Source organism: Sphaerisporangium melleum (assembly GCF_014646695.1).
In the GTDB taxonomy this organism is placed as follows: Bacteria; Actinomycetota; Actinomycetes; order Streptosporangiales; family Streptosporangiaceae; genus Sphaerisporangium; species Sphaerisporangium melleum.
Map to the genome: position 1 here is coordinate 14,712 of NZ_BMNT01000042.1, position 22,267 is coordinate 36,978.

General features: G+C 73.0%; 17 protein-coding genes. 12 read left to right on the plus strand and 5 right to left on the minus strand.

Annotated features, from left to right (window positions below):
* Positions 1-776: acetylxylan esterase (locus tag IEY93_RS30405; protein WP_229691604.1), on the plus strand; the 776-nt coding region annotated here is incomplete at its 5' end.
* An 87-nt stretch (positions 777-863) separates the two neighbouring features.
* Here IEY93_RS30405 and IEY93_RS39625 read toward each other — a convergent pair.
* A complete protein-coding gene (locus IEY93_RS39625; RefSeq protein WP_275411998.1) occupies positions 864-1,826 on the minus strand; it encodes an IclR family transcriptional regulator in 963 nt (320 codons plus the stop codon).
* A 127-nt stretch (positions 1,827-1,953) separates the two neighbouring features.
* Here IEY93_RS39625 and pobA point away from each other — a divergent pair, with 127 nt between their 5' ends.
* From pobA to IEY93_RS30425, 3 genes are all read left to right on the plus strand, one after another.
* On the plus strand, positions 1,954-3,117 hold the full coding sequence (gene pobA / locus IEY93_RS30415; protein ID WP_189166597.1) for a 4-hydroxybenzoate 3-monooxygenase: 1,164 nt from the start codon (positions 1,954-1,956) through the stop codon (positions 3,115-3,117).
* A 79-nt stretch (positions 3,118-3,196) separates the two neighbouring features.
* Entirely contained in the window at positions 3,197-4,027 is an 831-nt protein-coding gene (locus IEY93_RS30420) for an MBL fold metallo-hydrolase (protein ID WP_189166598.1), read from the plus strand.
* A 3-nt stretch (positions 4,028-4,030) separates the two neighbouring features.
* A complete protein-coding gene (locus IEY93_RS30425) occupies positions 4,031-4,954 on the plus strand; it encodes a DUF72 domain-containing protein (RefSeq protein WP_189166599.1) in 924 nt (307 codons plus the stop codon).
* 6 nt (positions 4,955-4,960) lie between these two features.
* On the opposite strand, the gene IEY93_RS30430 is transcribed toward IEY93_RS30425, so the two are convergent.
* On the minus strand, positions 4,961-5,881 hold the full coding sequence (locus IEY93_RS30430; protein ID WP_189166600.1) for a LysR family transcriptional regulator: 921 nt from the start codon (positions 5,879-5,881) through the stop codon (positions 4,961-4,963).
* Between the two features lie 118 nt (positions 5,882-5,999).
* On the opposite strand from IEY93_RS30430, the gene IEY93_RS30435 reads away from it, so the two are divergent.
* On the plus strand, positions 6,000-7,220 hold the full coding sequence (locus IEY93_RS30435) for an MFS transporter (RefSeq protein WP_189166601.1): 1,221 nt from the start codon (positions 6,000-6,002) through the stop codon (positions 7,218-7,220).
* Between the two features lie 10 nt (positions 7,221-7,230).
* Here IEY93_RS30435 and IEY93_RS30440 read toward each other — a convergent pair whose 3' ends face one another.
* Positions 7,231-8,310, minus strand: a complete 1,080-nt coding sequence (locus IEY93_RS30440) for an endo-1,4-beta-xylanase (protein WP_189166602.1) — start codon at positions 8,308-8,310, stop codon at positions 7,231-7,233.
* A 355-nt stretch (positions 8,311-8,665) separates the two neighbouring features.
* Here IEY93_RS30440 and IEY93_RS30445 point away from each other — a divergent pair, with 355 nt between their 5' ends.
* The 7 genes from IEY93_RS30445 to IEY93_RS38745 all read left to right on the plus strand — a co-directional run bounded on the left by IEY93_RS30445 (position 8,666) and on the right by IEY93_RS38745 (position 18,308).
* Entirely contained in the window at positions 8,666-9,295 is a 630-nt protein-coding gene (locus IEY93_RS30445; protein ID WP_189166603.1) for a class I SAM-dependent methyltransferase, read from the plus strand.
* A gap of 661 nt (positions 9,296-9,956) precedes the next feature.
* Positions 9,957-11,099 (plus strand): ATP-grasp domain-containing protein, encoded by a 1,143-nt coding sequence (locus IEY93_RS30450; protein WP_189166604.1) that lies wholly within the window; start codon positions 9,957-9,959, stop codon positions 11,097-11,099.
* 75 nt (positions 11,100-11,174) lie between these two features.
* Positions 11,175-12,989, plus strand: coding sequence for an AfsR/SARP family transcriptional regulator (locus tag IEY93_RS30455; protein WP_189166605.1), 1,815 nt, complete (start codon positions 11,175-11,177; stop codon positions 12,987-12,989).
* A gap of 151 nt (positions 12,990-13,140) precedes the next feature.
* The gene (locus IEY93_RS30460; protein ID WP_189166606.1) at positions 13,141-13,353 is read left to right on the plus strand and encodes an aroma-sacti cluster domain-containing protein; all 213 of its coding nucleotides are present in this window, start codon (positions 13,141-13,143) and stop codon (positions 13,351-13,353) included.
* Positions 13,350-16,658 (plus strand): AAA family ATPase, encoded by a 3,309-nt coding sequence (locus tag IEY93_RS30465; protein WP_189166607.1) that lies wholly within the window; start codon positions 13,350-13,352, stop codon positions 16,656-16,658. Before IEY93_RS30460 ends, IEY93_RS30465 begins: the two co-directional genes overlap by 4 nt.
* Positions 16,655-17,527 carry a S8 family serine peptidase gene (locus IEY93_RS30470; RefSeq protein ID WP_189166608.1) on the plus strand — a complete coding sequence of 291 codons (873 nt, stop codon included), beginning with the start codon at positions 16,655-16,657 and terminating at the stop codon, positions 17,525-17,527. The genes IEY93_RS30465 and IEY93_RS30470 overlap by 4 nt, the downstream gene beginning before the upstream one ends.
* Positions 17,514-18,308 carry a GAF domain-containing protein gene (locus IEY93_RS38745; protein ID WP_203968535.1) on the plus strand — a complete coding sequence of 265 codons (795 nt, stop codon included), beginning with the start codon at positions 17,514-17,516 and terminating at the stop codon, positions 18,306-18,308. The genes IEY93_RS30470 and IEY93_RS38745 overlap by 14 nt, the downstream gene beginning before the upstream one ends.
* 31 nt (positions 18,309-18,339) lie before the next feature.
* On the opposite strand, the gene IEY93_RS30485 is transcribed toward IEY93_RS38745, so the two are convergent.
* Positions 18,340-20,559: a S9 family peptidase gene (locus IEY93_RS30485; protein WP_189166609.1), complete on the minus strand. Its 2,220-nt coding sequence runs from the start codon at positions 20,557-20,559 to the stop codon at positions 18,340-18,342.
* 508 nt (positions 20,560-21,067) lie between these two features.
* The gene (locus tag IEY93_RS30490; protein ID WP_229691605.1) at positions 21,068-22,210 is read right to left on the minus strand and encodes an MFS transporter; all 1,143 of its coding nucleotides are present in this window, start codon (positions 22,208-22,210) and stop codon (positions 21,068-21,070) included.
* Between the last annotated feature and the right edge of the window lie 57 nt (positions 22,211-22,267).

The following is a 22,267-nucleotide window of genomic DNA, read 5'->3' on the forward strand; positions in this document are numbered from 1 at the left end:
CGATCAAGGCGTGGATGCTGCTGCCGGAGGGCCGCGGCCCGGTGCCGTGCGTGGTGAACTACATCGGCTACTCGGGAGGCCGCGCGCTGGCGATCGACCACACGGTCTGGCCGGCGGCCGGGTTCGCCGTCCTGGTGGTGGACACGCGTGGCCAGGGTGGTGCCAACCTCCACAGCCCGGGGTCCACCGGCGACCCGCACGGCGGCGGCCACCCGCAGGCGCCCGGCATGATGACCAGGGGGATCCTCGACCCCGAGCAGTACTACTACCGGCGGGTCTTCACCGACGCGGTGCGCGCGGTGGAGGTGGCCGCGGCACACCCCGGCGTCGACGCCGAGCGCATCGCGGTCGGAGGCATCAGCCAGGGCGGCGGCATCGCCCAGGCCGCCGCGGCCCTGCAGCCGAAGGTCAAGGCCGCGCTGATCGACGTGCCGTTCCTGAATCACTTCCGCCGCGCCGTCGAGATCACCGACGGCTTCCCGTACCAAGAGATCGTGCAGTTCCTGGCGTCGCTGCGGGACAGCGAGGAGCAGGTCTTCCGCACGCTGTCGTACTTCGACGGGCTGAACTTCGCGGCGCGCGGCCGGGTGCCGGCCCTGTACTCGGTGGCGCTGATGGACGACATCTGCCCGCCGTCCACGGTGTTCGCGGCCTACAACCACTGGGCCGGTCCGAAGGACATCACGGTGTACCCGTGGAACAGGCACGAGGGTGGGGCCAGCCGGCAGCGCGAGGCGCAGCTCCGTTACCTGCGGGAGCTCTTCTCGGTGGACTGAACGCCCCGAGTCGCCGCACCGGCCTGACGCGGGTTCTCGTCGGCCGGTCGGCGTGGGTTTGTGCCCGCCGGCCGACGGGGGTTCTTCTCAGCGGGCCGGCGTGACGGGCGGGGCCGCCGTGGCGGCGCCGTAGGCGCGGGCGATCTCGCGGGCCGCGGCGAGCAGCGGCTCGACCAGCCGGGGGAGTTCGCGGGCGCGGTGGGAGGAGAGCACGATGCCGAGGGCGGCGATGGGCCGGTCCCCGATGTCGCCACCGGCCTCCGCGGGGTGCTCACGGCTGGTTCCGGTGGCGGCCGCCTCGCCCAGGTGGCCGGCGCCGTTCCCGGAGCCGGCGGCCTGCCCGGACGCGGCGGCGTACGTGGAGCCGGCGGCGGACGTCGAGCGCATGGAGCCGGCGGCGTTCCCGAACGCCGCGGAGCTCGCGGGGATGATGGGTGCGGCGGCCGAGCAGGAGCCGAGGGTCATCTCCTCGTAGGTGTACGCGTGCCCCTGCGCGCGCACGGCCGCCAGCTCGCGGGCGAGCCGCCCCGGCTCGGTGATCGTGTGCGGGGTCGGCCGTTCCAGCTCCCGTGAGAGGTAGGAGGTGACGAACCAGCCGGCCTCGTAGGCGAGCAGCACCTTCCCTACCCCGGTCGGGTGCATGGGCAGGCGTCCGCCGACGCGCGAGACGATCGGCACCGCGTGGCGTCCGTACACCTTGTGGACGTACAGCACCTCCATGCCGTCGCGGACGGCGAGGTGGACGTTCTCCCCGGTGCCGGCGTACAGCTCCTGCATCCAGGGGTGGGCGACCTCAAGGAGGCGGCGCGGGGCGAGCTGGCCGAGTTCCCAGAGCCGGTGGCCGACGTGGAAGCGTCCCTGGGCGTCGCGGACGAGCATGCGGGCGGCTTCGAGCTCGCGGACGAGCCGGTGGGCGGTGGGGAGCGCGAGTCCGCCGCGCCGGGCGATGTCGGTGAGGGTGAGTTCGGCGTGGTCGGCGTCGAAGGCGGCGAGGATGGCGAGCACGCGGGAGGTCACCGAGCGGCCCGGTTCGCTGGATCCTCCGGCCATGCGGTCCTCCACATTCGTCCACAGGCTGTGGATATCTCTCTCGATATTCTCCCCCGTTCCCGAAGTCCTTCCACTGAGCGGAACCGGGTGCTCGTCCCGGGCCGCCGGACGCACCATGCTTCGTGCCATGCGTACTCAGGTCGGGATCATCGGCGCGGGCCCGGCGGGCCTGCTGCTCTCCCATCTCCTCCACCTGCGCGGCATCTCCTCGGTCGTGCTGGAGCGCCACAGCCGGGCGTACGTGGAGCGGCGCGTGCGCGCGGGCGTGCTGGAACAGGGCACGGTCGACACCCTGACCGCCGCCGGCGTGGCCGGCCGGTTGCGGCGCGAGGGCCTGCCGCATCGGGGCATCGAGCTGAGGTACGGCGGCGCCGGGCACCGCATCGCGTTCGAGGAGCTCGTCCCCGGGCGGACGATCACGGTCTACGGCCAGCAGGAGGTCGTGAAGGACCTGATCGCGGCCCGGCTCGCCGACGGCGGGGACATCAGGTTCGAGGTGGACGACGTCGTCCCGCACGCGGCCGGCACCGACCGGCCCTATCTGACCTTCGGCGGCGAGCGGCTCGACTGCGACTTCATCGCCGGATGCGACGGCTTCCACGGCGTGTCGCGACCGTCCATCCCGGCCGGGGTGCTGACCGAGTACGAGCGGGAGTACCCGTTCGCCTGGCTCGGCATCCTGGCCCGGGTCGCGCCGTCGGCCGATGAGCTGATCTACGCGCGCACCGACCGCGGCTTCGCCCTGCACAGCATGCGCTCTCCGCAGGTGAGCCGGTTTTACCTGCAGGTCGCCCCGGACGAGGACGTGGCCGCGTGGCCCGACGAGCGCATCTGGGCCGAGCTGAAGGCCCGGCTGGAGACCGTCCCCGGCTTCGAGCTGACCACCGGGGAGATCATGGAGAAGGCCGTCACGCCCATGCGGAGCTTCGTGGCCGAGCCCATGCAGTACGGGCGGCTGTTCCTCGCCGGGGACGCCGCGCACATCGTCCCGCCGACCGGCGCCAAGGGGCTCAACCTGGCGGTCGCGGACGTGCGGGTGCTGACCGCGGCGCTCGCGGAGTGGTACGCGACCGGCTCGCGCGAGGCCCTCGACGGCTACTCGCGGGCGTGCCTGAAGCGGGTGTGGCGGGCGCAGCACTTCTCCTGGTGGATGACGACGCTCCTGCACACCTTCGAGGAGGAGGACGCCTATGGGCGGCGGTTGCAGCTCTCCTACCTGGACTACGTGACCTCGTCCCCGGCGGCGGCGACCACGCTCGCGGAGAACTACGTCGGCCTGCCGTACGACTGACTCCGGCGCCGCCCCGGCCGCCGGGCCCCGGACCCCGTTTGCGTACCCTGAGAGCACAGGGGGACGGGGGGGACCCGAGATGCCTGATCCGACAGAAGCGGCCGTGTACTTCATCGGTAACGCCACGACGCTCATCCGATGCCACGGCTTCACACTGCTGACCGATCCGAACTTCCTGCACAGCGGGCAGCGCGCGTACCTGGGGTGGGGGCTCAGCACCCGCCGCCGCACCGATCCGGCCATGGAGATCGACCAGTTGCCGCCGGTCGACGCCGTCGTGCTGTCCCACATGCACGGTGACCACTGGGACCGGGTGGCGCGGCACGGCCTGGACCGGCGGCTGCCGATCTTCACCACGCCGCACGCCGCCGGCCGCCTGCGGCGCCAGGGGTTCGGCAACGCGATCGGACTGCGGCCGTGGGACGACCGGGTGATGCTCCGCGACGGCCGCGGCCTGAAGATCACCGCGCTGCCGGCCCGGCACGCGCCGGGCCCGGCCGAGCGGCTGCTGCCGCCGGTCATGGGCAGCATGCTGGAGTTCGGCGGGGAGGACGGCCGGGTGGACATGCGCGTCCACGTCAGCGGGGACACCCTGCTGGACGAGCGGCTGAACGCGATCCCCCGGCGGTTTCCCGACATCGACCTGGCCATCGTGCACCTGGGCGGCACCAAGCTGCTCGGCACGCTGCTGGTGACCATGGACGGGATGCAGGGCGCCCACTGGGTCGAGCTGATCGGCGCGGCGCACAACGTGCCGGTCCACTTCGACGACTACGAGGCGTTCAGCTCGGGGCTGGACGACTTCCGCCGGCACGTCAACCGGCTCGGCCTGGAAGACCGGGTGCACTATGTCGCCCGCGGCGAGACCTACCACCTCGCCGGTGGGAGGGCCGGGCGCGAGAGCCGCTGAGCCGTGGGGGAGATCCTGGTCGGCACGGCGTCGTGGACCGACCGGACGCTGCTCGCCTCCGGCTGGTACCCGCCCGAGGTGAGCACTCCGGAGGAGCGGCTGCGCTACTACGCGGCCCGTTTCCCGCTGGTCGAGGTCGATTCGACGTACTACGCCCCTCCAGCGGAGGCCACGGCGCGGCTGTGGGCCGAGCGGACGCCGCCCGGCTTCGTCTTCGACGTCAAGGCGTTCTCGCTGCTCACCGGGCATCCCACCCGCCCGGCGGCGCTGCCAAGGCGGCTGCGCCCGGACGGCGGGGACGGCGCGGGGAAGAAGACGCTGTACGCCCGCGACCTGGACGCCTCGGTGGTGGACCAGGTGTGGGAGGGGTTCGTGGCCGCGCTGATGCCGCTGTGGGAGGCCGGGAAGCTCGGGGCGGTGCTCTTCCAGTTCCCGCGCTGGTTCCCGATCGGCGGGCGCGCCAAGCGGTACATCCTGGAGTGCAAGGGCCGCTGCGACCCGCTGCGCATCTCGGTGGAGTTCCGCAACCACACGTGGATGACCGAGGAGAACCAGGCCGAGACGCTGGACTTCCTGCGGTCGTACGCCATTCCGTACGTGTGCGTGGACATGCCGCAGGGGCACCCGTGCTCGCTTCCTCCGGTGGTGGCGGCCACCTCGGACCTGGAGGTCGTCCGCTTCCACGGGCGCAGCGCCAAGTGGACCAGCCACGACATCCACGAGAAGTTCGGCTACCTGTACTCGGCCGGGGAGCTCGCGGAGTGGGCGCCGCGGCTGTGCGAGCTCGCCGGTCAGGCCACCACCACGCACGTCCTGCTGAACAACTGTTACCGCGACTACGCCCAGACCAACGCCCGGCAGCTCGCCGGTCTGCTGCGCGGCAGGCCGGCCGTGACGGTGCGGCCGCCGCCCGCGGAGCGGGAGTGACCATGCTCAATCGGGCCCGAGGGAGGGAGGCCGCTCCTCGCCCGCCACGAACTCCCCGGCGATCGCGAGCAGCGCGCGCAGCGCCGCGTTCCGCCGGCGGCAGGCGTGCGTGGCCACGCTGAGCGTCCAGGCGACCGGGGGCCCGGCCAGCGGGATCACCCGGGTCAGCGGGTCGCCTGCGGGCAGCGCGAACGACGGCAGCACCGCCACTCCGAGCCCGTGCCGGACGTACGCCGGGACGGTGGTGATGTCGGCGACCTCCATGACGACGTGCCGCCGCAGGCCCTCGGCGGCGAGCTCCCGGTCGACGATGGCGCGGTTGCCGTAGCCGGGCGGCGAGTCGATGAACGGCTCGTCGGCGAGCGCCGCGAGGGTGACCTCCCGTTCGCCGGCGAGCCGGTGGCCCGCGGGCACGACGGCGGCGAACGGCGCCGAGGCCAGCTCGCGGACGGCGAGGGTGGCGGGCGGCCGGCCGGGGAGCGCCACGAACGCCATGTCCAGCCTGCCGTCCAGCACCGCCTCGACGAGCCCGGCCGAGCCGCTGGTCGCGGCGCTCAGCCGGATGGTGACCGCGGGGTGCTCGGCATGGAAGCGCCCGAACAGCGCCGGCATGTCCAGGATGCCGGTCACGGTCATGGTGCCGACGCTGACCGTGCCGCGCAGGCCGCCCGCGACCTCGCCGACGGCGTCGCGGGCGGCCTGGGCCGCGGCCAGCGTGGCCTGTGCCTCGGGCAGCAGCGCGATGCCCGCGTCGGTGAGCGTCACGCGCTTGGAGTCGCGATCGAACAGCTCCGCGCCGAGCTCGTGCTCAAGAGCCCGGATGGCCGCCGACACCCCGGACTGGACGACGTGCAGGCGCCCGGCGGCGCGGGTGAAGTTCAGCTCCTCCGCGACGGCCACGAAATATGCCAGATGCCGCAGTTCCATACCGTCGATCATCTCAGTTGGTGATGGTTGCCATCGGAAAAGACCGTTGGACGTGATCGGTCATCGGACGGCACTCTGGTAAAGGTTGATTCGTCACTCATGTCGGGGAGCGATACCGATGTCCGTCTTGGTCCAGCCGCACGCCACGCAGCCCAGAGGCGGCGTGCCCGGCCACCGGCGTGGCTTCTGGGTGATCGCCGCCGCGTTCGCGACCTCCATGGCGTTCAGCACCGTCCCCACGCCGCTGTGGACGATCTACCAGCGGGTGGACGGGTTCTCCACCTTCATGGTGACCGTCGCCTTCACCGCGTACGCGGCCGGGGTGCTGGTCAGCCTCTTCCTCGCCGGTCACATCTCGGACGTGCTCGGCCGGCGGCGGGTGCTGCTGCCCGCTGTCCTGCTGGAGGCCGTCTCGGCCGTGGTGTTCCTGACCTCGACGTCCCTCGGCCCCGTCATCGCCGCCCGGGTGCTCTCCGGCCTCGGCGTCGGGATGATCACCGCGACGGCCACCGCCTACCTGGCCGAGTTGCACGCGGCCGCCCGGCCCGGCGGCGGACGGGCACGCCCGGAGCTGGTCGCCATCGCCGCCAACCTGGGCGGGTTCGCGGTGGGGCCGCTGGTCTCCGGCGCGCTGGCCGAGTACGCGCCCGCCCCGCTGCGCACGCCCTACCTGATCTTCCTCGTCCTGCTGCTCGCCGCGGCGGCCGGCGTCGCGTTCGTGCCCGAGACGGTGCGCGCCCCGGATGTGCCCGCTCCGTACCGTCCCCAGCGGATCTCGGTGCCGGACGAGCACCGCCCGGCGTTCTTCGCCTCGGCCGCCGCCTCGCTCGCCGCCTTCGCCGTGCTCGGCCTGTTCACCTCGCTGGCGCCGGGCTTCGTCGCGGGCACCCTGCACCACCCCTCACGGGCACTGGCCGGGCTGGTGACCTTCCTGGTGTTCGGGGCGGCGGCCGGAACGCAGGTGCTGCTGCGCGGGGTCACCGTGCGCGGACAGCTCCGGACCGGCCTGATCCTGATGGGCGCCGGCCTGGCCGCGGTGAGCGCGGCCGTCTGGCTGCCGAGCCTGCCGTTGTTCCTGGCCGGCGGCATGGCGGCCGGCGCGGGCGCGGGCGTGCTGTTCAAGGGAAGCGTCTCGCGCGTCGCGGGCATGGCCGCGCCCGGCCGGCGCGGGGAGGCGCTGGCCGGGCTGTTCCTCGTGGCCTATCTCGGTCTCGCCGTGCCCGTCCTGGGCCTCGGCGTGGCCACGCGGTTCGTACCCGACCGCGTGGCGCTGCTCGGTTTCGCGGCCGTCCTGGTCGCGGTGTGCGCGGTGGCCGCCCGGGGTCTGCCGCGCCGGTGACGGCGGGCGCTCAGGTCCGGCGGACGCCGAGCAGGGCGCGGTAGGCGGGCTTGGCGGCGAGGTTCTCGTCCAGGATGCAGGCCGCGCCCTCCCCGTCGAAGAATCCGGGGACCCAGGAGTGGCGGTCGGTGTAGCCCCAGACGGTGAACTCGACGCAGCGCGGGTTGCCCGCGCAGGTGGAGAGCATGCGCGTGTAGTAGTCGGCCTGGGTGGCGAGCTTCTCCGGGGTCACCGGCAGCACCATGCGCACGTCCGCCTCGGTGATCGCGGCCTCCAGGCCGAGATCGGTGAACGTGCGCATCACGCTGGGGAAGTCGCCGGGGTAGTCGTACTGGATGCCGAGATGCCCCTGGAAGCCGATGCCGTGGATCGGCACGCGCTTGGCCTTGAGGTCCTTGACGATGCCGAGCGTGGTGTCGATCTTCGCGGTGTTCCACTCCAGGTTGTAGTCGTTGATGTACAGCTTGGCGTGCGGGTCGGCCTGGTGGGCCCAGCGGAAGGCGTCGGCGATGTAGCCGGGGCCGAGCTTGGTGAGCCAGATGCTCTGGCGCATGGCGCCGTCGTCGTCCACGACCTCGTTGACCACGTCCCAGGCGCGCACCTTGCCGCGGTAGCGGCCGACCTCGGTCAGGATGTGCTCGCGGAGGATCTTGCGCAGTTCCTTCGCGTCGATGCTGCCGTCGGCCACCCCCTCGGTGAGCCAGGCCGGCAACTGGTTGTGCCAGAGGAGGGTGTGCCCGCGCACGTTCTGCCGGTTGCGCTGGGCGTTGCGCACGATGGCGTCGGCGTCGTCCCAGGTGTACACCCCGCGCTGCGGCTCGACCGACTCCCACTTCATCGCGTTCTCGGCGGTGATGTGGGTGAACTCGCGGTTGAGCACGGCGCGGTAGTCGGCCTCCCCGGCCAGGGCCGTGACGTCGACGGCCGATCCCATGTGGATTCTCAGCTTCTGCGACAGCTCGCGCAGGTCGCCCGGCGGCCGGCCGCCGCCGCGGTCCGCGGCGGGGTCGGCGCCCGTGCCGGCGTACGCCGACGCGGGGGCGGACACGGCGAGCGCCATGGCGACCAGTCCCAGCAGGAGACGTTTCATCGATCCTCACTCGTGTGTACTCGATTGACGATCTCGCAAGGCCCCCGATGGCGGCCCCGGCGCCGGGGCCGCGTCACCCGTGCCGGAGCCCGGGTGCTCGCCGGAGGCGCGTGGGCCACCGGCTACCGAAAGTTTCGGACAGTTGCCGAGATGTTTCGCTCGGTGCCCTGAAACGTAGATGTAACGAAGGCCGCCGTCAACGGCCGAGTACGCACGGGTGACACCGCACCCCGATGACCAGGAGGTTCGCCGGCCGGCGTGTGCACATAAGCAGCGGAAGCACCGTGCTCGGGGCGGGTCGCCGGTGATGTTCTAGTCTGATCACCAGGCCGCGCCGTCCCGGGAAGGAGTTCCGATGGGTCACCGGCGCCCGGTGTTCGCCCGCTACTACGCCCGCGCGAGTGTGCGGATGGAGCCCTTCCTCGCGCCGCACCGCCGCGCGCTGCTGGACGGGCTGTCCGGACGGGTCATCGAGATCGGCGCGGGCAACGGCCTCAACTTCGGCCACTACTCCGCGCCGATCTCCCATGTCCTGGCCGTCGAGCCGGAGCCGCACCTGCGCGGGCTCGCCCGGGACGCCGCGACCCGGGCCGGCGTTCCGGTCACCGTCGTCGCCGGGCTGGCCGATCCCCTTCCCGCCGCGGACGCCTCCTTCGACGCCGCCGTCGCCTGCCTGGTGCTGTGCACCGTCCCGGACCAGGCCGCCGCGCTGGCCGAGATCCGCCGCGTCCTGCGGCCGGGCGGCGAACTCCGGTTCTTCGAACACGTCGCGGCGGAGTCCTCCGGACGGCGGCGTGTCCAGCGTGCTCTGCAGGCCACCGTGTTCCCGCTGCTCGCCGGGGGATGTCACTGCGCGCGGGACACGGCCGCCGCCATCGAGTCCGCCGGCTTCACCATCCGCCGCGCCGTCCGGCTCGGCCCCGCCGATACCGGGATCCCCTTTCCGACCGCGCCGCAGGTTCTGGGCATCGCCGTCCGGTCGTGACTTGACGTAGTCCAGAGGGGATGGCCGTATTCAGACCGTCGACCACTGATCATGCCGATAGCCCGAAATATAGACTTTTTTCGGCCCAGCACTGTTGACCGGGACTTCTGACACGCCCCCGGCCGGGCGACCAGGGATCCGCGGCGCTCGTACGGCGATCCGGCGGCGGGTCACCGATGCCGGAACCCGGCCTACAGCGCGCCGGGCGACCGAGCGCTTCCTGGGCCGACGCCGGACCGGGGCCGGCCGGTCTCGCCGTTCACCTCCGGCGCCGCCCCGCTGTGCGCCCGCCGGAAATGACTGAACGCTGTCAGGGCCGCGGCACGCCACTCCTATTTCGGACAGACGATCGGGCCACGAAAAGGGGCACCGAACCCGCCGGAGAGCGGGCCGGAAACCACGGGGTCACTTGCTGCACCGAAATCGCCTACCTGCGGAAACACCAGCTTGCAGACCTTGCTGACTCGTGCTGTCATTGAGGCACGGACTCCCCACATAGCAGTACAAAGACCTCGTTTTTCTACACATGCCTCGAACTACCGATAAACCCGTCATCTTCACTTATGGAGGCATGTCGCATGAACGGCAGCTCAATTTTCAGTGAAGCGCCGATGCGAGGCGCCCTGGGCGCTTTCGGGAGCCCAACAGATACGGACGGCAGTTGTTAACTCCTCCCGGTGATCCGGCACCGGACTCCGCCGGCCGGCGGAGCGGGCCCGCCGTCACCCTGGACCTGCGGGTACCTTCGAACCCCGCGCCACGATCGCCGTCATGGGCCGGCCCGGCGGGTGAAGGCGACGACCCGGACGCCGCGCCGCATGTGGTGCTCGCCGACCGGGCAGGGTGCGGCGAGTTCACCGTCCTGCAGACCATGCTGCGCCGCCTCGGCGTGCCCAGTGTGCGCATCGACGCCGAGGGCGTGACGGCGCTCGGCCTGCGCGTCCGGCCCGGCGAGCCGTCGATCGTCCTTTCCGGCCGCCGCATCGTCCCGACCGTCGTCTGGACCCGCCACTTCTCCCCCCGGGCGATGCCCGCCGGAGCCGACCCGGCCGTGACCATGGTCCGCGCCGACTCCTGGACGACGCTGATGGCCGGGCTCGCCGCGCTCGCGCCATCGGCCCTGCCGGGGAGCCGTCCCGATCGCCTGGAGCAACTCGCCACCGCCGCGCGGGCGGGCCTGCGCGTCCCCGAGACGATCGTCACCACCGACCCCGCGGCGGCGGCCCGGGAGATCCAGGCGGATCGTCTGGTGGTGAAGGTCGTGGGAGAGCACTTCGCCGAGACCTCCCCTGGGCTGCTGGTGGGCGTGCTGCCGCAGATCGTGACCCGGCGGGAGTTGCAGACCCGGCCCGCGCCCGGCCATCCGGTGATCGTGCAGGAGTACGTGGACCACGACGCCGAGCTGCGCGTCTACCATCTGGGCGGCACCGTGCACGCCTACGCGGTGGACAAGCCGTCCCCGGACGCGCCGTGGCGCGACGAGGCACGGGTGCGGGTCACCCAGGTGCCCGCTCCCCCGGCCGTCGTCGCGGCGGTACGCGAGCTGGCCGGCCGGTGGAACCTCACCTACGGCGCGTTCGACCTGCTGGTACGCGGCACCGAGGTGGTGTTCCTCGAGGTCAACCCGGACGGCGACTGGCGGTGGTTCGAGGCCGCGGCCGGCGGCACCGCCGTCTCCGCCGCCGCCGCGTCCATGGTGCGGACGCTGCACCTGAACGCCCTGCGCGACGCCGGCGCTCCTCCACCGGTGGAGATCGTCGACTTCCTCCTGCTGGGTGCACCCGCGCCCGGCGGTTCCCGCTGACCACCCCCGTCCGCCCACCACACGTCCAAGGCCTATCGACCCCTCACCCAAGCGGTGCGACATCGAGGAAAGCGCATGGGAAACGCGATTCCGTCCCGGATACACTGCTCGATCCTCGGCCCGCTCCAGGTGCGGGTGGACGGCCACCCTACGGTCATCGGCGCGCCGAAGCAGCGGCTGCTGCTGGCGATCCTGCTCTGCCACGCCAACGCCGTCATCCCCTCCGACCAGCTCATCGACGCGCTGTGGGGGGAGCGTCCGCCGCGCACGGCCCGCAAGAACCTGCAGGTCTACGTGTCAGGACTGCGCAAGATCGTCGGAGACCGGCTCAGCTTCGAGGGCTGGGGCTACCGGCTGTACGCCGGACGCGACGAGCTCGACCTGCTGCGGTTCGTGGAACTGGCCCGGTCGGGCCGCGGCGCCATCCGCAGCGGCGACCTCACCGTGGCGGCCGAACTGCTCGGCGAGGCCGTACGCATGTGGCAGGACCCGCCGCTCGCCGAGTTCTCCCACGTGCCGCTGGTCGCCAGGGAGATCGCCCGCTCGACCGACCTGTTCCTGTCGGTGTACGAGGACTGGGTGGAGCTGGAGATCGAACTGGCCCACCACGTCGAGGCCCTGGCCTCGCTGGACGTCATCGCGCCGCGCTTCCCGGCACGCGAACGCATCGCCGCCGCCCGGATGACCGCCCTGTACCGCTGCGGGCGCACCTCCGAGGCTCTGTCGCACTTCGAGAACCTGCGCAGGCACCTCGCGGCCGAGATGGGCCTGGACCCGAGCCCGGTGCTGCGCAACCTCTACCAGGAGATCCTCAGAGGTGGCGGCGCCCGGCGCGCGGAGATGACCGGCGCGCCGGACCCCGCCCGGCCGCAGGTGATCCAGACCCTGGCCAACCAGCTCCCGCGGGACATCGCCGACTTCGTCGGGCGGGAGGCCGAGGTGCGGCGCATCATGGAGGACTCCGCGGCCGTCACCCTGATCACCGGCGAGCCCGGCATCGGGAAGACCGCGCTGGCGGTGCACGTCGCGCACATTCTGGCCCCCGCCTTCCCCGACGGAGCGCTCGTCGTCGCGTTGCGCCGCCAGGGCGGCGCGCCGCGCGCCACGGTGGATCTGCAGCGCGAGATCCTGGAGGCCGTCGGGCTCAACGTGGCGGGGGTGCGCGGCGACGACGTCCTGGCCGCGATCTGGCGGTCCTGGCTGGCCAACCGGAAGGTCCTGCTGGTCCTGGACGACTCCCCCGACGAGTCCAGCGTCCGTACGCTGCTGCCCGGCACGACGGCGAGCAAGGTGCTGGTGACCAGCCGCAGCCGGCTCAGCGGGCTGGAGTCGGTGGCCCGCGTCACGCTCGGAGAGCTGTCGGACGCCGAGGGGCTGGACTTCCTGGGCCGGCTGATCGGCCGCGACCGGGTGGAGTGCGACCTGCCTGCGGTCAAGGCGATCTTCGAGCGGTACGGGCTGTCGCCCCTGGTCCTGCGCCTGCTCGGCAGTCGGCTCGCCGGGCTGCGGCACGTGCCCGTCGGCCGCCTGGCGGCCAGGCTGGTCCGTTCCGAGAACGTGCTGGACGAGTTCGCCGCGGGCGAGACCTCACTGCGCGCGCGCTTCGAGGAGAGCTACAACCAGCCCTCCTGGGCGTACCGGCAGGCGTTCTTGGCCCTGGGCGCGCTGCACCGGCCGCCGTTCAGCCATGAGGAGCTGGTGGCCGCCCTGGATGGCACCACATCGTCGCCCGAGCGGGTGATCGAGTCGCTGCTGGAGGCGAACATCCTGTCGGTGCCCCAGCACGCGATGGACGACGCCGAGGTGGTCGCGCACTCCATGTGCTACGCCATGTCGCCGCTCGCCCACCGCTTCGCCGGCGAACTGCTCGGACGGCGCCGCCGGGCCTAGCGGACGCGTTGGCCGCCACTTTCACACCAGTTTGGAGCCAGTATGGCGACGGCATGGCGCCGCCATACTGGCGCCAAACCCTGCCTCATTAGCGTGCGAAACACCAGTGGCCGGCAGGCCGCCGGTGGGCACGACCCAGGAGGTGGCCCACATGAACAGCCGCGACGTTTCGACCAGGCCCGAGCCGTTCGACGCGTTGACCACACTGCGGGAGGCCGGTCACCCGATCGACCTGCTCAGCGAGCGTCAGCGGCAGGTGTTCGCCGAGTTGAGCCGGCCGGAGGTCGACCTGCTCAATTCCATCAAGACCCGTCTCGACGCCGCGGCGGGCGAAGTCGAGGGTCATGAACTGAAGCTCGTATGAGCACCAGGGCTCCCCGCCCCGTGCGCCGCAACGTCGTCGTGCTGTTCATCGATCTGGTGGGTTCCACCGAGCTCGCCGAGCGCCTCGACCCCGAGCTGCTGCAGCACGTCCTGGAGCGGTACTACCAGGCGTGCACCTCGGGCATCGGGGAGCACGGCGGCGTGGTGGAGAAGTTCATCGGAGACGCCGTGATGGCGGTCTTCGGCATCCCCATCAGCAGCGAGGACGACGCTCTGCGGGCCATCCGCGCCGCGCACACCGCCCTCGCCCGGGTGCGCGAGCTGAGCGAGGGGCTCGCGCCCACGCACGGCATCAGCCTCGAGGTCCACTGCGGCGTCTCCGCCGGAGAGGCCGTCGTCATCGATACCCCCGGATCGGACCTGCGGGTCATCGGCGACACCGTCAACACGGCGGCCCGGCTGCAGTCGGCGGCCGGCACCGGCGAGATCCTCGTCGGGGACGAGATCGCGCGCATGGCGCGCGGCCAGGCCCGCCTGGAGTCGGTGCCCCCGCTCATGCTGAAGGGCAAGCGCGGCCCGGTCCGGGCCTGGCGACTGGTGTCCCTGGAGCCTGACACCGGGCGCCGCTACCTGGACACCGTCCCGCTCATCGGCCGCGACGACGAGATGGACCAGCTCCGCCAGGCGTACCGGCGGGCCACGCGCGGCTCCCGGTGCTGCGTGGTGACGCTGCTCGGCACGCCGGGCATCGGCAAGTCGCGGCTGGTACGCGACTTCGTCCACGAGCTGCCCGAGGAGGTGACCGTGCTGAGCGGCCGGTGCCGCTCGTACGGCGCGGGCATCACCTACCGCCCGGTCGCCGAGATGATGGAATCGCTGGGGGGCGGCTGGAGCCGGGTCGCGTCCTCGTTGGAGTCCGAGAGCATGGCGACCCTGAGCGGCCTGTCGACCGCCGACGCCTCCCGCAGGCCGCGCGGCGGCGAGGAGGCCGGCGTCCAGGAGATCGCGCGGGCGGTACGCACCCTGTTCGAGGCGCTGGCCCGCGACCGGCCGCTGGTCGTCGTCTGGGAGGACCTGCACTGGGCCGAGCCCACCCTCCTCGACCTGATCGACGACATCGCCACCTGGCTGGTGGACGTACCGGTCCTGCTGGTCTGCGTGGCCAGGCCCGAGCTGCTGGAGTCCCGCCCGACCTGGGGAGGCGGCCTGGCCTGCTCCTCCTCGCTGGAGCTCGGGGCGCTCGACCGGACGCAGACCGAGTTCCTGGTCGCCGCGTTGTCGGCGTTGCGGAACGCCGACGCCGAGGTGGTCGCGCACGGCGCGGACGCGCTCTGCCTGCGGGTCGCGGAAAGCTCGGACGGCAATCCGCTGTTCGCCGAGCTCATGCTGGAGACACTGGCCGAGGAGGGGGAGGACGCACCGCTGCCCCCGACCATCCAGGCGCTGCTCGGCGCCCGGCTGGACCGGCTCGGCCTCGGTGAACGCGAGGTGCTGGAACGGGCCGCGACCATCGGCCACGTCTTCACCTTCGACCAGCTGCGCTGGCTGTGCCAGGAGGACATGGACGGTCTGCCCGAGGTGGACGAGGTGCTGCTGCGGCTGGTCCGGCACCGGATGGTGCGCCGCCGGGAGGCCCCCGGCTCGTTCCAGTTCACCCAGACCCTCACCCGGGACACGGTCTACGCCATGACCCGCAAGGAACTGCGGGCGAGCTGGCACCTGGCCCTGGCCGACCGGCTGTCGACGCGCGCGGGCGGCGCCGGCTCGCCGCACCCGCCGGGCGCACCGTCCACCGAGGCCCTCCCGCCGAAACGGCAGGAGGACACGGACGGATCACCGGGACCTCTGTGGTCAGGTCCCACATCCGGCGCGCAGGGGAGCGGCCCCGGCGGCGCCCGGCCGCGTCCACGCCCGGACGGGCATCGAGGGACGTACGGCCCGCCCGGGCACCCGGCGATCCGCGGCCCGGCCGGACGCCCGGGTGTGCGCGGGCCGAACCACGACGCGCCGTACGAGGAGTCCTCGCACGGCGACCTGACCCACCACCTGGAGGCGGCCTGCCTGCTGCGGCGGGAGGTGCGTCCCGACGACCCGCTGCTGCCCGCGCTCACCGTGCGAGCGGCCCGCACCCTCGTCGACGAGGGCACGCAGGCCCTGCACCGCAACGACCTGCCCGCCGCCGTCGCCTTATTGGAACGCGGACGCGATCTGCTGCCCGCGGGCGACCCCGACCACCGGCCGCTGGCCCTGCGCATCTGCGACGCCGGCCTCGCCCGCGGCGATCGGGAGCGGCCGCTGGCGGCGCTGGAGGTCGCCGAGCGGATGCTGCCGGACGACCGGCGCACCGGTCTCATCTGCGCGATCCAGCGCGAGATGCTGGCTGTGCGCTTCGGCACGCGGGTCGCGGCGCTGGACCCCCTGCGCGAGCTGCTCGCCGCCGACCCCGGCGACGACCTCGCCTGGTGCCGCTTCCACCAGCTCGTGGCGCTGACCCGCACCGGGGAGGGCCGGTTCGGGGCCGCCGAGACCGCCCTGCGCGACGGCCTGGCCCGCGCCCGGTCCCTGGGCGACCGGTACGAGGAAGGGCGCCTGCTCACCGGGCTGTGCGAACTGGCCCAGTGGTCCCCCACGCCACTGAGTGAAGGTCTCGCTCTGTGCGTCGAGCTGGCGGAACGGTACGGTGCCGACCGGGCGTTGCTCGTCCCGGTGCTGGTCGCCGAGGCACGGCTGCTCGCCCTCGCCGGGGACGTCACCGGCGCGCGGGCCACACTGGACACCGCCGGGCAGCACGCGAGCGACCTGCACCTCGGCATGGCGGGCACCGCCGTGAACCAGGTGCGCGGCCTGGTGGAGTCGCTCGACGGCCGGTACGCGAGGGCCGAGGCGCTGTTCCGGCAGTGCGCCACGGCCCTGCACCGCACGGGGCTGGGGGAGCCGGCCAGGACGCTGGAGGTGTACGCCGCGCGCGAGCTGCTGCGGCAGGGCCTGCTCCCGGAGGCCGGCCGGGCACTGGACCGGCTGGAGGCCGAGGGCGGGCGGCTGCAGACCCGCGCCGAGCTGGTCATGCTCGCCGTACGGACCAGGCTGGCCTCCCTCGGCGGCGACCACCCCGCCGCCCTGTCCTTCGCCACCCTGGCGGAGGAGCATCTCGGACGGACCGACGACCCGTGCCTGCGCGGCGACGTGCTGAGCGACCTGGCCACCGCCTACCGCTCGGCCGGCGAGACGGCGAAGGCGGCCGACGCCGCCGAGCGCGCGCTGCACGGCTACATCCACAAAGGCGCCGACCTGCCCGCCGCACGCCTGCGCGGGTGGCTCGCCGCAGGAGAGGAGGACACGCGGTGACCGAGCCGCCGTGGCGCCGCGAGCGGCGCGCGCACTTCCCCGGCCTGCCCGCCTGGAGCGCGGCCACCTCCCGGCTGGCTCTGGAGAGCTTCGGGATCACCCGGCAGGAACAGGTGACCAGAGAGTGGGCGTGGGGCGGCGGCGACGGTGCCGGCGTACGCGTCTGCGTCCTGGACACCGGTGTCGAGGCCGGGCATCCGCGGGTCGGCAGGCTGGAACGCTCGCTCGTGGTCGCCCGGGACGGCGACGAGCTCACCGTCACCGACTGCGAGCCGGTCGACCCGGCCGGGCACGGGACGGCGTGCGCGGGAGTGATCCGCTCGATCGCCCCGGCGGTGCGGCTGACGTCGGTGCGGGTGCTGACCGACGGGCGGACCGGCAGCGGCGCCGCACTGCTCGCCGGGCTGCGCTGGGCCGTCGATGAGGGGTTCGACCTGATCAACCTCAGCCTGTCCACGACCCGCAGTGAGTTCCTGCCCGCGCTGCACGAGCTGGCCGACCGCGCGTACTTCCGGCGCTGCCTGCTGGTCGCGGCCGCCCACAACATGCCCGTCCTGAGCTTCCCGTGGGCGTTCTCCTCGGTCATCTCGGTGGCCAGCCATGACGAACGGGACCCGATGACCTACTACTACAACCCCGCGCCGCCGGCCGAGTTCTACGCGCGGGGCGTCCGCGTCCCGGTCGCCTGGCCCGGCGGGCGGATCATCCGCAGCTCGGGCAACAGTTTCGCCGCCCCGCACATCACCGGCATCTGCGCGCGCATCCTCGGCAAGCACCCCATGATGACGCCGTTCCAGCTCAAGGCGGTGCTCTATCTGGCAGCAAGCAACGTTGTCGCACGTAACGGAGACCCGTATGTCGCTGTATGACCACCTGCCCGCCGACGACGGAGAGATCACCGAACGCAGGCTGCTGCAGTCCATCGTGGAGGTGGCGCGGCACGTGTTCGACTCGGCGGCGGCGTCGGTCTTCCTGGTGGACCCCGACACCGGGGAGCTGGTCTTCGAGGCGGTGTCGGGTGAGGGGGAGGGGCACCTGCTCGGCACGCGGTTCCCGCCCGGCACGGGCATCGCGGGCTGGGTCGCGGCGAGCGGCCAGCCGATGATCGCCGACGATGTGGGGGTGACGCCGCAGTTCGCCCACGACGCGGCGGAGTCGACCGGGTACGTCCCGAACAGCATCATGGCGGCCCCGCTCATCAGGCACGAGCGCTGCATCGGCGTCCTGGAGGTGCTGGACCGCGCGGGGGCCGCCGCCTCCGCCCGCGCGGACGGAGCCCACGAAGCGTCGAGCTCCGGGCACTCGAACGGATCCAGTGGAGCGAACGGAACCAGCGGGTCCGGCGGATCCGGCGGGACGGGGACCGCCGGATCGAACGGGTCGAACGGGTCGGGCGGCGGGACCGTCGGAGACGGCCTGGCCGGCCGCCGGGGCGAGCTGGCCGACGTGCACCTTCTCGGCCTGATCGCCACCCAGGCGGCCTATGGGCTCGAGCTGCTGCTGCGGTTGCGCGATGTCAACGCCTCCCTCTCGCCGGCCGGCGACGTCCACGAGTTGCTGCAGCGCATCTCCGACCGGGTGCACCCTGGAACCAGCACACACCCGCAGGCCCTGAAACTGCTCGCCGTGGCAGAAGAACTACTCCACTGACCACCGGCCGGCTCGGGACGCGCGGCGGGGATCAGGGAGCGGCGGCCGGCCCGGTGAGGCCATCGGGGGCCCGCCCGGTGAGGCCGAGGGAGCGGCGGAGGAAGTCGAGCTGGTGGAGCAGGAGGTTCACCGCCACCGCCTCGTCGGAGGGCAGGTGCGTCGCCCGGGGCAGCGGCAGCACCTCGTGCGGCCGCCCCGCGGCCAGCAGCGCCGCCGAGAACCGCAGGGTGTGCGCCGCGACCACGTTGTCGTCCGCCAGCCCGTGCACGAGCAGCAGCGGACGGGTCAGCGAGGCCGCCTCCCGGATCGGCGAGCAGCGGTCGTAGGCCTCCGGATTCCGGTCCGGGTGACCGAGGTGCCGCTCGCGCCAGTGCGTGTCGTACAGCCGCTGGTCGGTGACCGGTGCCCCGGCGACGGCGGCGTGGAAGACGTCCGGGCGCCGCAGCACGGCGAGGGCGGCCAGGAACCCGCCGAAGGACCAGCCCCGGACGGCCACCCGGCCGAGGTCCAGGAACGGGAAGCGGCGGGCTGCCTCGTGCAGGCCCGCGACCTGGTCCTCCAGCACCGGACCGGCGATGTCCAGGTGGATCGCCCGCTCCCATGCCGGGCCTCGGCCGGGCGTGCCCCGGCCGTCCACCGCCAGCACCGCGAAGCCCTGCTCGGCGAACCACTGGGAGACGTAGGTCCACCACGCCCGCTCGGCGGTCACCTTGCGCATCGCCGGCCCGCCGTAGGGATCCATCAGCACAGGCAGGGGACCGTCCTGTTCGCGGTGCCAGGACGGCAGGAACAGGGCGGCGCGCAGCTCGCGGGGCCCGAGCGCGAGCATCTCGACCCGCGGGTCCAGCACCGGCGGCTCGGCGCGCGAGGCGATCTCCACCGGTGCGGAGGCCGCCTTTCCGATCTCCGCACCGGCCGCGTCCCGCAGCACGACGGTCCGGCTTCCGGGACGGTCGAGCGTGCGGGAGGACAGGACGGTGGTGCCGCCCCGGCGCGTGCCGGTGTGCACGCCCGGCTCCTCGCTCACCCGCCGCAGCCCGGACACCGGGTCGTACGCCCAAAGGTGCGACTGGGTCGGGTCGTCCGCGGCGGTGAACAGCACCGTCTCACCGTCCACGGCCTCGACCGCGTGGAGCTGGAGCCCGGGCGGCGTGACCGGATGCCCGCCGACGACCAGTCTGCGGGTGTCGCCGGTGTCGGCGCTGGTCACAAGGACGCCCTTCGCGGTCCGCGCCGGCAGGCCGGGTACCAATTCGACCCACGCCTCGTCACGCTGCTCGGCCTGCATCTCGGTCGCGCCGGTGACCGGGTCGATGGCCAGGACGCGGACGTGGCGCTGGTCGCGGCTCTGCACGGCGGCGTAGGGGCCGCACTCGTCCCAGCCCGCCGCGGTCAGGTACTCGAACTCGCCGGTGTCCCAGCCGACCGGGGTGAGCGCCCAGGTGCCGTGCTCGTCGTCCAGGCGGGCGAGCCACAGGCTCACCTCGGCGTTGGCCGTGCCGGCGGCCGGGTAGCGCAGGACGGCCGGCGGCCGGGAGGGGTCCATCGGGTCGGCGACGTACCACCGTCCCACAGGGGCGTCGTCCACTCTGGCCACCAGCAGCCCGCGCCCGTCCGGCGCCCACCAGTACCCGCGCTGCCGGCCCATCGACTCGGCCGCCACGTGCTCGGCGAGCCCGAAGGTCACCTCGGGGCCGTCCGGCGCGGCCACCACCCGATCGGCCGCGTGCTCGGCACCCGGGCCGCCGGCGCCGCCCGCCTGAGCAGGGCCTGCGCCGATGGCGTCCACGACGCGCAGGGCGCCGCCGCTGACGTAGGCGACGCGCCGTCCGGTCGGGTCGGGTCGGGGGTCGACGGCCGGTTCCGCCGCCGGCAGCCGTCGCGGCGCGCCGTCGGCGGGCCGCACCGTCCACACCGCCCCGGAGAGCGTGAAGGCGAGCAGCTCGCACGCGGCGTCCGCGGCGTAGGCGACGATGCCGGAGGAGAGCTCGCGCGCCCGTTCCCGCCGGGTCCGCTCCTCGGGCGACAGCCGTTCCGGCGCGCCGGCCCGCAGGGTCAGCGGGTCCACCAGCAGCCGTTCCTCCCCCGTGGCGCGATCCAGCGCCCACAGGCAGGAGACCGGGTCGTCTCCCGCTCTGGTGCGGAGGAAGAACACCGTGCCGCCGTCGGGTGACACGGTGACGTGCCGGGGTCCCCCCAGGGTGAACCGCCGGGTGCGGGCGAGCTGCCGCGGCAACGAGGAAATGGTCATGCTTCTCCTTGGTCGGGACGCGGGCCGCTGTCGCGGACGCCGGTGACCGGCGGGACGCGGTGGCCGCGTGATCGGCGCGACCGTGCGCCGAAGGACACCTGAAAAGCAGAATGGCCGCCCCGGAATCCGGAAGGCGACCACATTTCCCGTACATTCTCCCACACCTCGCCCCCGGCTGGAGCCGCCATCACGATCTTCCAGCCGTCTCCCGGCGGACGACACGGCTGGCGGCGCACGCGCAATGCGCGCAAGGCCGGTCCGGTCTCTCCATAACCGGCGGACGCGCCCGCCACCGGGCCCGGACCGTGCACCCAGCGGTCCGGGCCCGGCCCGTGCCGCCGGCTCCTCGCAGGCACCGTCGTCGCCGGGGGCGTGCGCGCGGTGGACCGCCGCGTGCGCGCCGCTCAGGCGACCCGAAGGTGCGGCGAGGCCACCGCTCCCGCCCCTGGTGCCGCACTGGACCCGGGGAAGGGACGCGGTGGCCTGGTTCGAGGGCCGGCGAACGGGATCAGAGGGTGCCGGGGCGCTTGGCCGGGAAGGCGTGGGCGCGGGCGGCGACCACGACGAGCAGCACCGGCACCAGGAGCAGCAGCACGCTCCAGGGGAAGGAGGTGGGGCCGAAGATGTTGAGGAGGATTCCACCTACGGCCCCTCCCCCGGCCATGAAGGAGTTCCAGGTGGTGACCAGCAGAGCCTGCCCCCGGTCGCCTCCGGCGTCGGTGACCGCGGTCTGCAGGAAGGTCGCGACGCCGCCCCAGCCGAGGCCCCACAGCACCATGGCCACGTACACCATGGCCGGGCTGCCGGCCAGCAGCGCCAGCATGCCGGTGGCCACGATGAACAGCAGGGTGCTGGCGATGGTCAGGAACCGCAGTTTGCGGTCCACCAGCGCGCCGGTGATGAAGATGCTCACCATGGAGGCGATGCCGAAGACCAGCAGCACGACGTCGCGGGAGTCGCCCATCCGGTACTCGTCGAGGAAGGTGGCGATGTAGGTGTACAGGATGTTGTGCGCCAGCACGTAGGACGCGACCACGAACAGCACCGCCACCACGCCGGGCAGGCGCAGCGCCTGGAGGATGGGCTCACGGTGCTCCCGCTGCTGCCCCGGGGCGTCCGGGACCGAGACCCAGATCCATCCCACCAGCAGGACGGAGACCAGGGTCACCAGGCCGAACGTCAGCCGCCATCCGAACAGGCCGCCGAGGAACGTGCCGAGCGGGATGCCCAGCGACAGGGCGAGGGGGATGCCGGCCATGGTGATCGCGATCGCCCTGCCCTGCAGGTGGACCGGTGCCAGGCGGCGGGCGTAGCCGACCAGCTCCGCCCAGATCACGGCGGCGGCCACACCGGCGACGAGCCGGAACCCCATGGTCAGGACATAGCTGGAGGAGATGGCGGTCACCGTGTTGGCGATCGCGAACGTGATCACCGCGGTCAGCAGCAGCACCTTGCGCCGCCAGGTCGACGTGGTCGTGGACATGGGGATCGCCGACAGGCCCGTGGCGATCGCGTAGATCGTGAGTGCCTGTCCCATCGCCGATTCGCTGACGGACAGGTCGCGTGCCATCTCGGGCAGTACACCCGCGGGCAGCGCCTCGGTCAGAATTCCCATGAAGGCGGCCGTGCACAGGGCGAGCAGCGGCGACATGGGGAGCTTACGAGCGTCTGCTCCGCTAGCGGAATCGGTCAGCGACTCTGCGCGGGA

Bases quoted from the DNA above. Each gene is read 5' to 3' on its own strand.
- IEY93_RS39625 (WP_275411998.1), bottom strand. From the start codon at position 1,826: ATGGCCGGAGGATCCAGCGAACCGGGCCGCTCGGTGACCTCCCGCGTG.
- pobA (WP_189166597.1), top strand. From the start codon at position 1,954: ATGCGTACTCAGGTCGGGATCATCGGCGCGGGCCCGGCGGGCCTGCTG.
- IEY93_RS30420 (WP_189166598.1), top strand. From the start codon at position 3,197: ATGCCTGATCCGACAGAAGCGGCCGTGTACTTCATCGGTAACGCCACG.
- IEY93_RS30430 (WP_189166600.1), bottom strand. From the start codon at position 5,881: ATGGAACTGCGGCATCTGGCATATTTCGTGGCCGTCGCGGAGGAGCTG.
- IEY93_RS30435 (WP_189166601.1), top strand. From the start codon at position 6,000: ATGTCCGTCTTGGTCCAGCCGCACGCCACGCAGCCCAGAGGCGGCGTG.
- IEY93_RS30440 (WP_189166602.1), bottom strand. From the start codon at position 8,310: ATGAAACGTCTCCTGCTGGGACTGGTCGCCATGGCGCTCGCCGTGTCC.
- IEY93_RS30445 (WP_189166603.1), top strand. From the start codon at position 8,666: ATGGGTCACCGGCGCCCGGTGTTCGCCCGCTACTACGCCCGCGCGAGT.
- IEY93_RS30455 (WP_189166605.1), top strand. From the start codon at position 11,175: ATGGGAAACGCGATTCCGTCCCGGATACACTGCTCGATCCTCGGCCCG.
- IEY93_RS30460 (WP_189166606.1), top strand. From the start codon at position 13,141: ATGAACAGCCGCGACGTTTCGACCAGGCCCGAGCCGTTCGACGCGTTG.
- IEY93_RS30465 (WP_189166607.1), top strand. From the start codon at position 13,350: ATGAGCACCAGGGCTCCCCGCCCCGTGCGCCGCAACGTCGTCGTGCTG.
- IEY93_RS38745 (WP_203968535.1), top strand. From the start codon at position 17,514: ATGTCGCTGTATGACCACCTGCCCGCCGACGACGGAGAGATCACCGAA.
- IEY93_RS30485 (WP_189166609.1), bottom strand. From the start codon at position 20,559: ATGACCATTTCCTCGTTGCCGCGGCAGCTCGCCCGCACCCGGCGGTTC.
- IEY93_RS30490 (WP_229691605.1), bottom strand. From the start codon at position 22,210: ATGTCGCCGCTGCTCGCCCTGTGCACGGCCGCCTTCATGGGAATTCTG.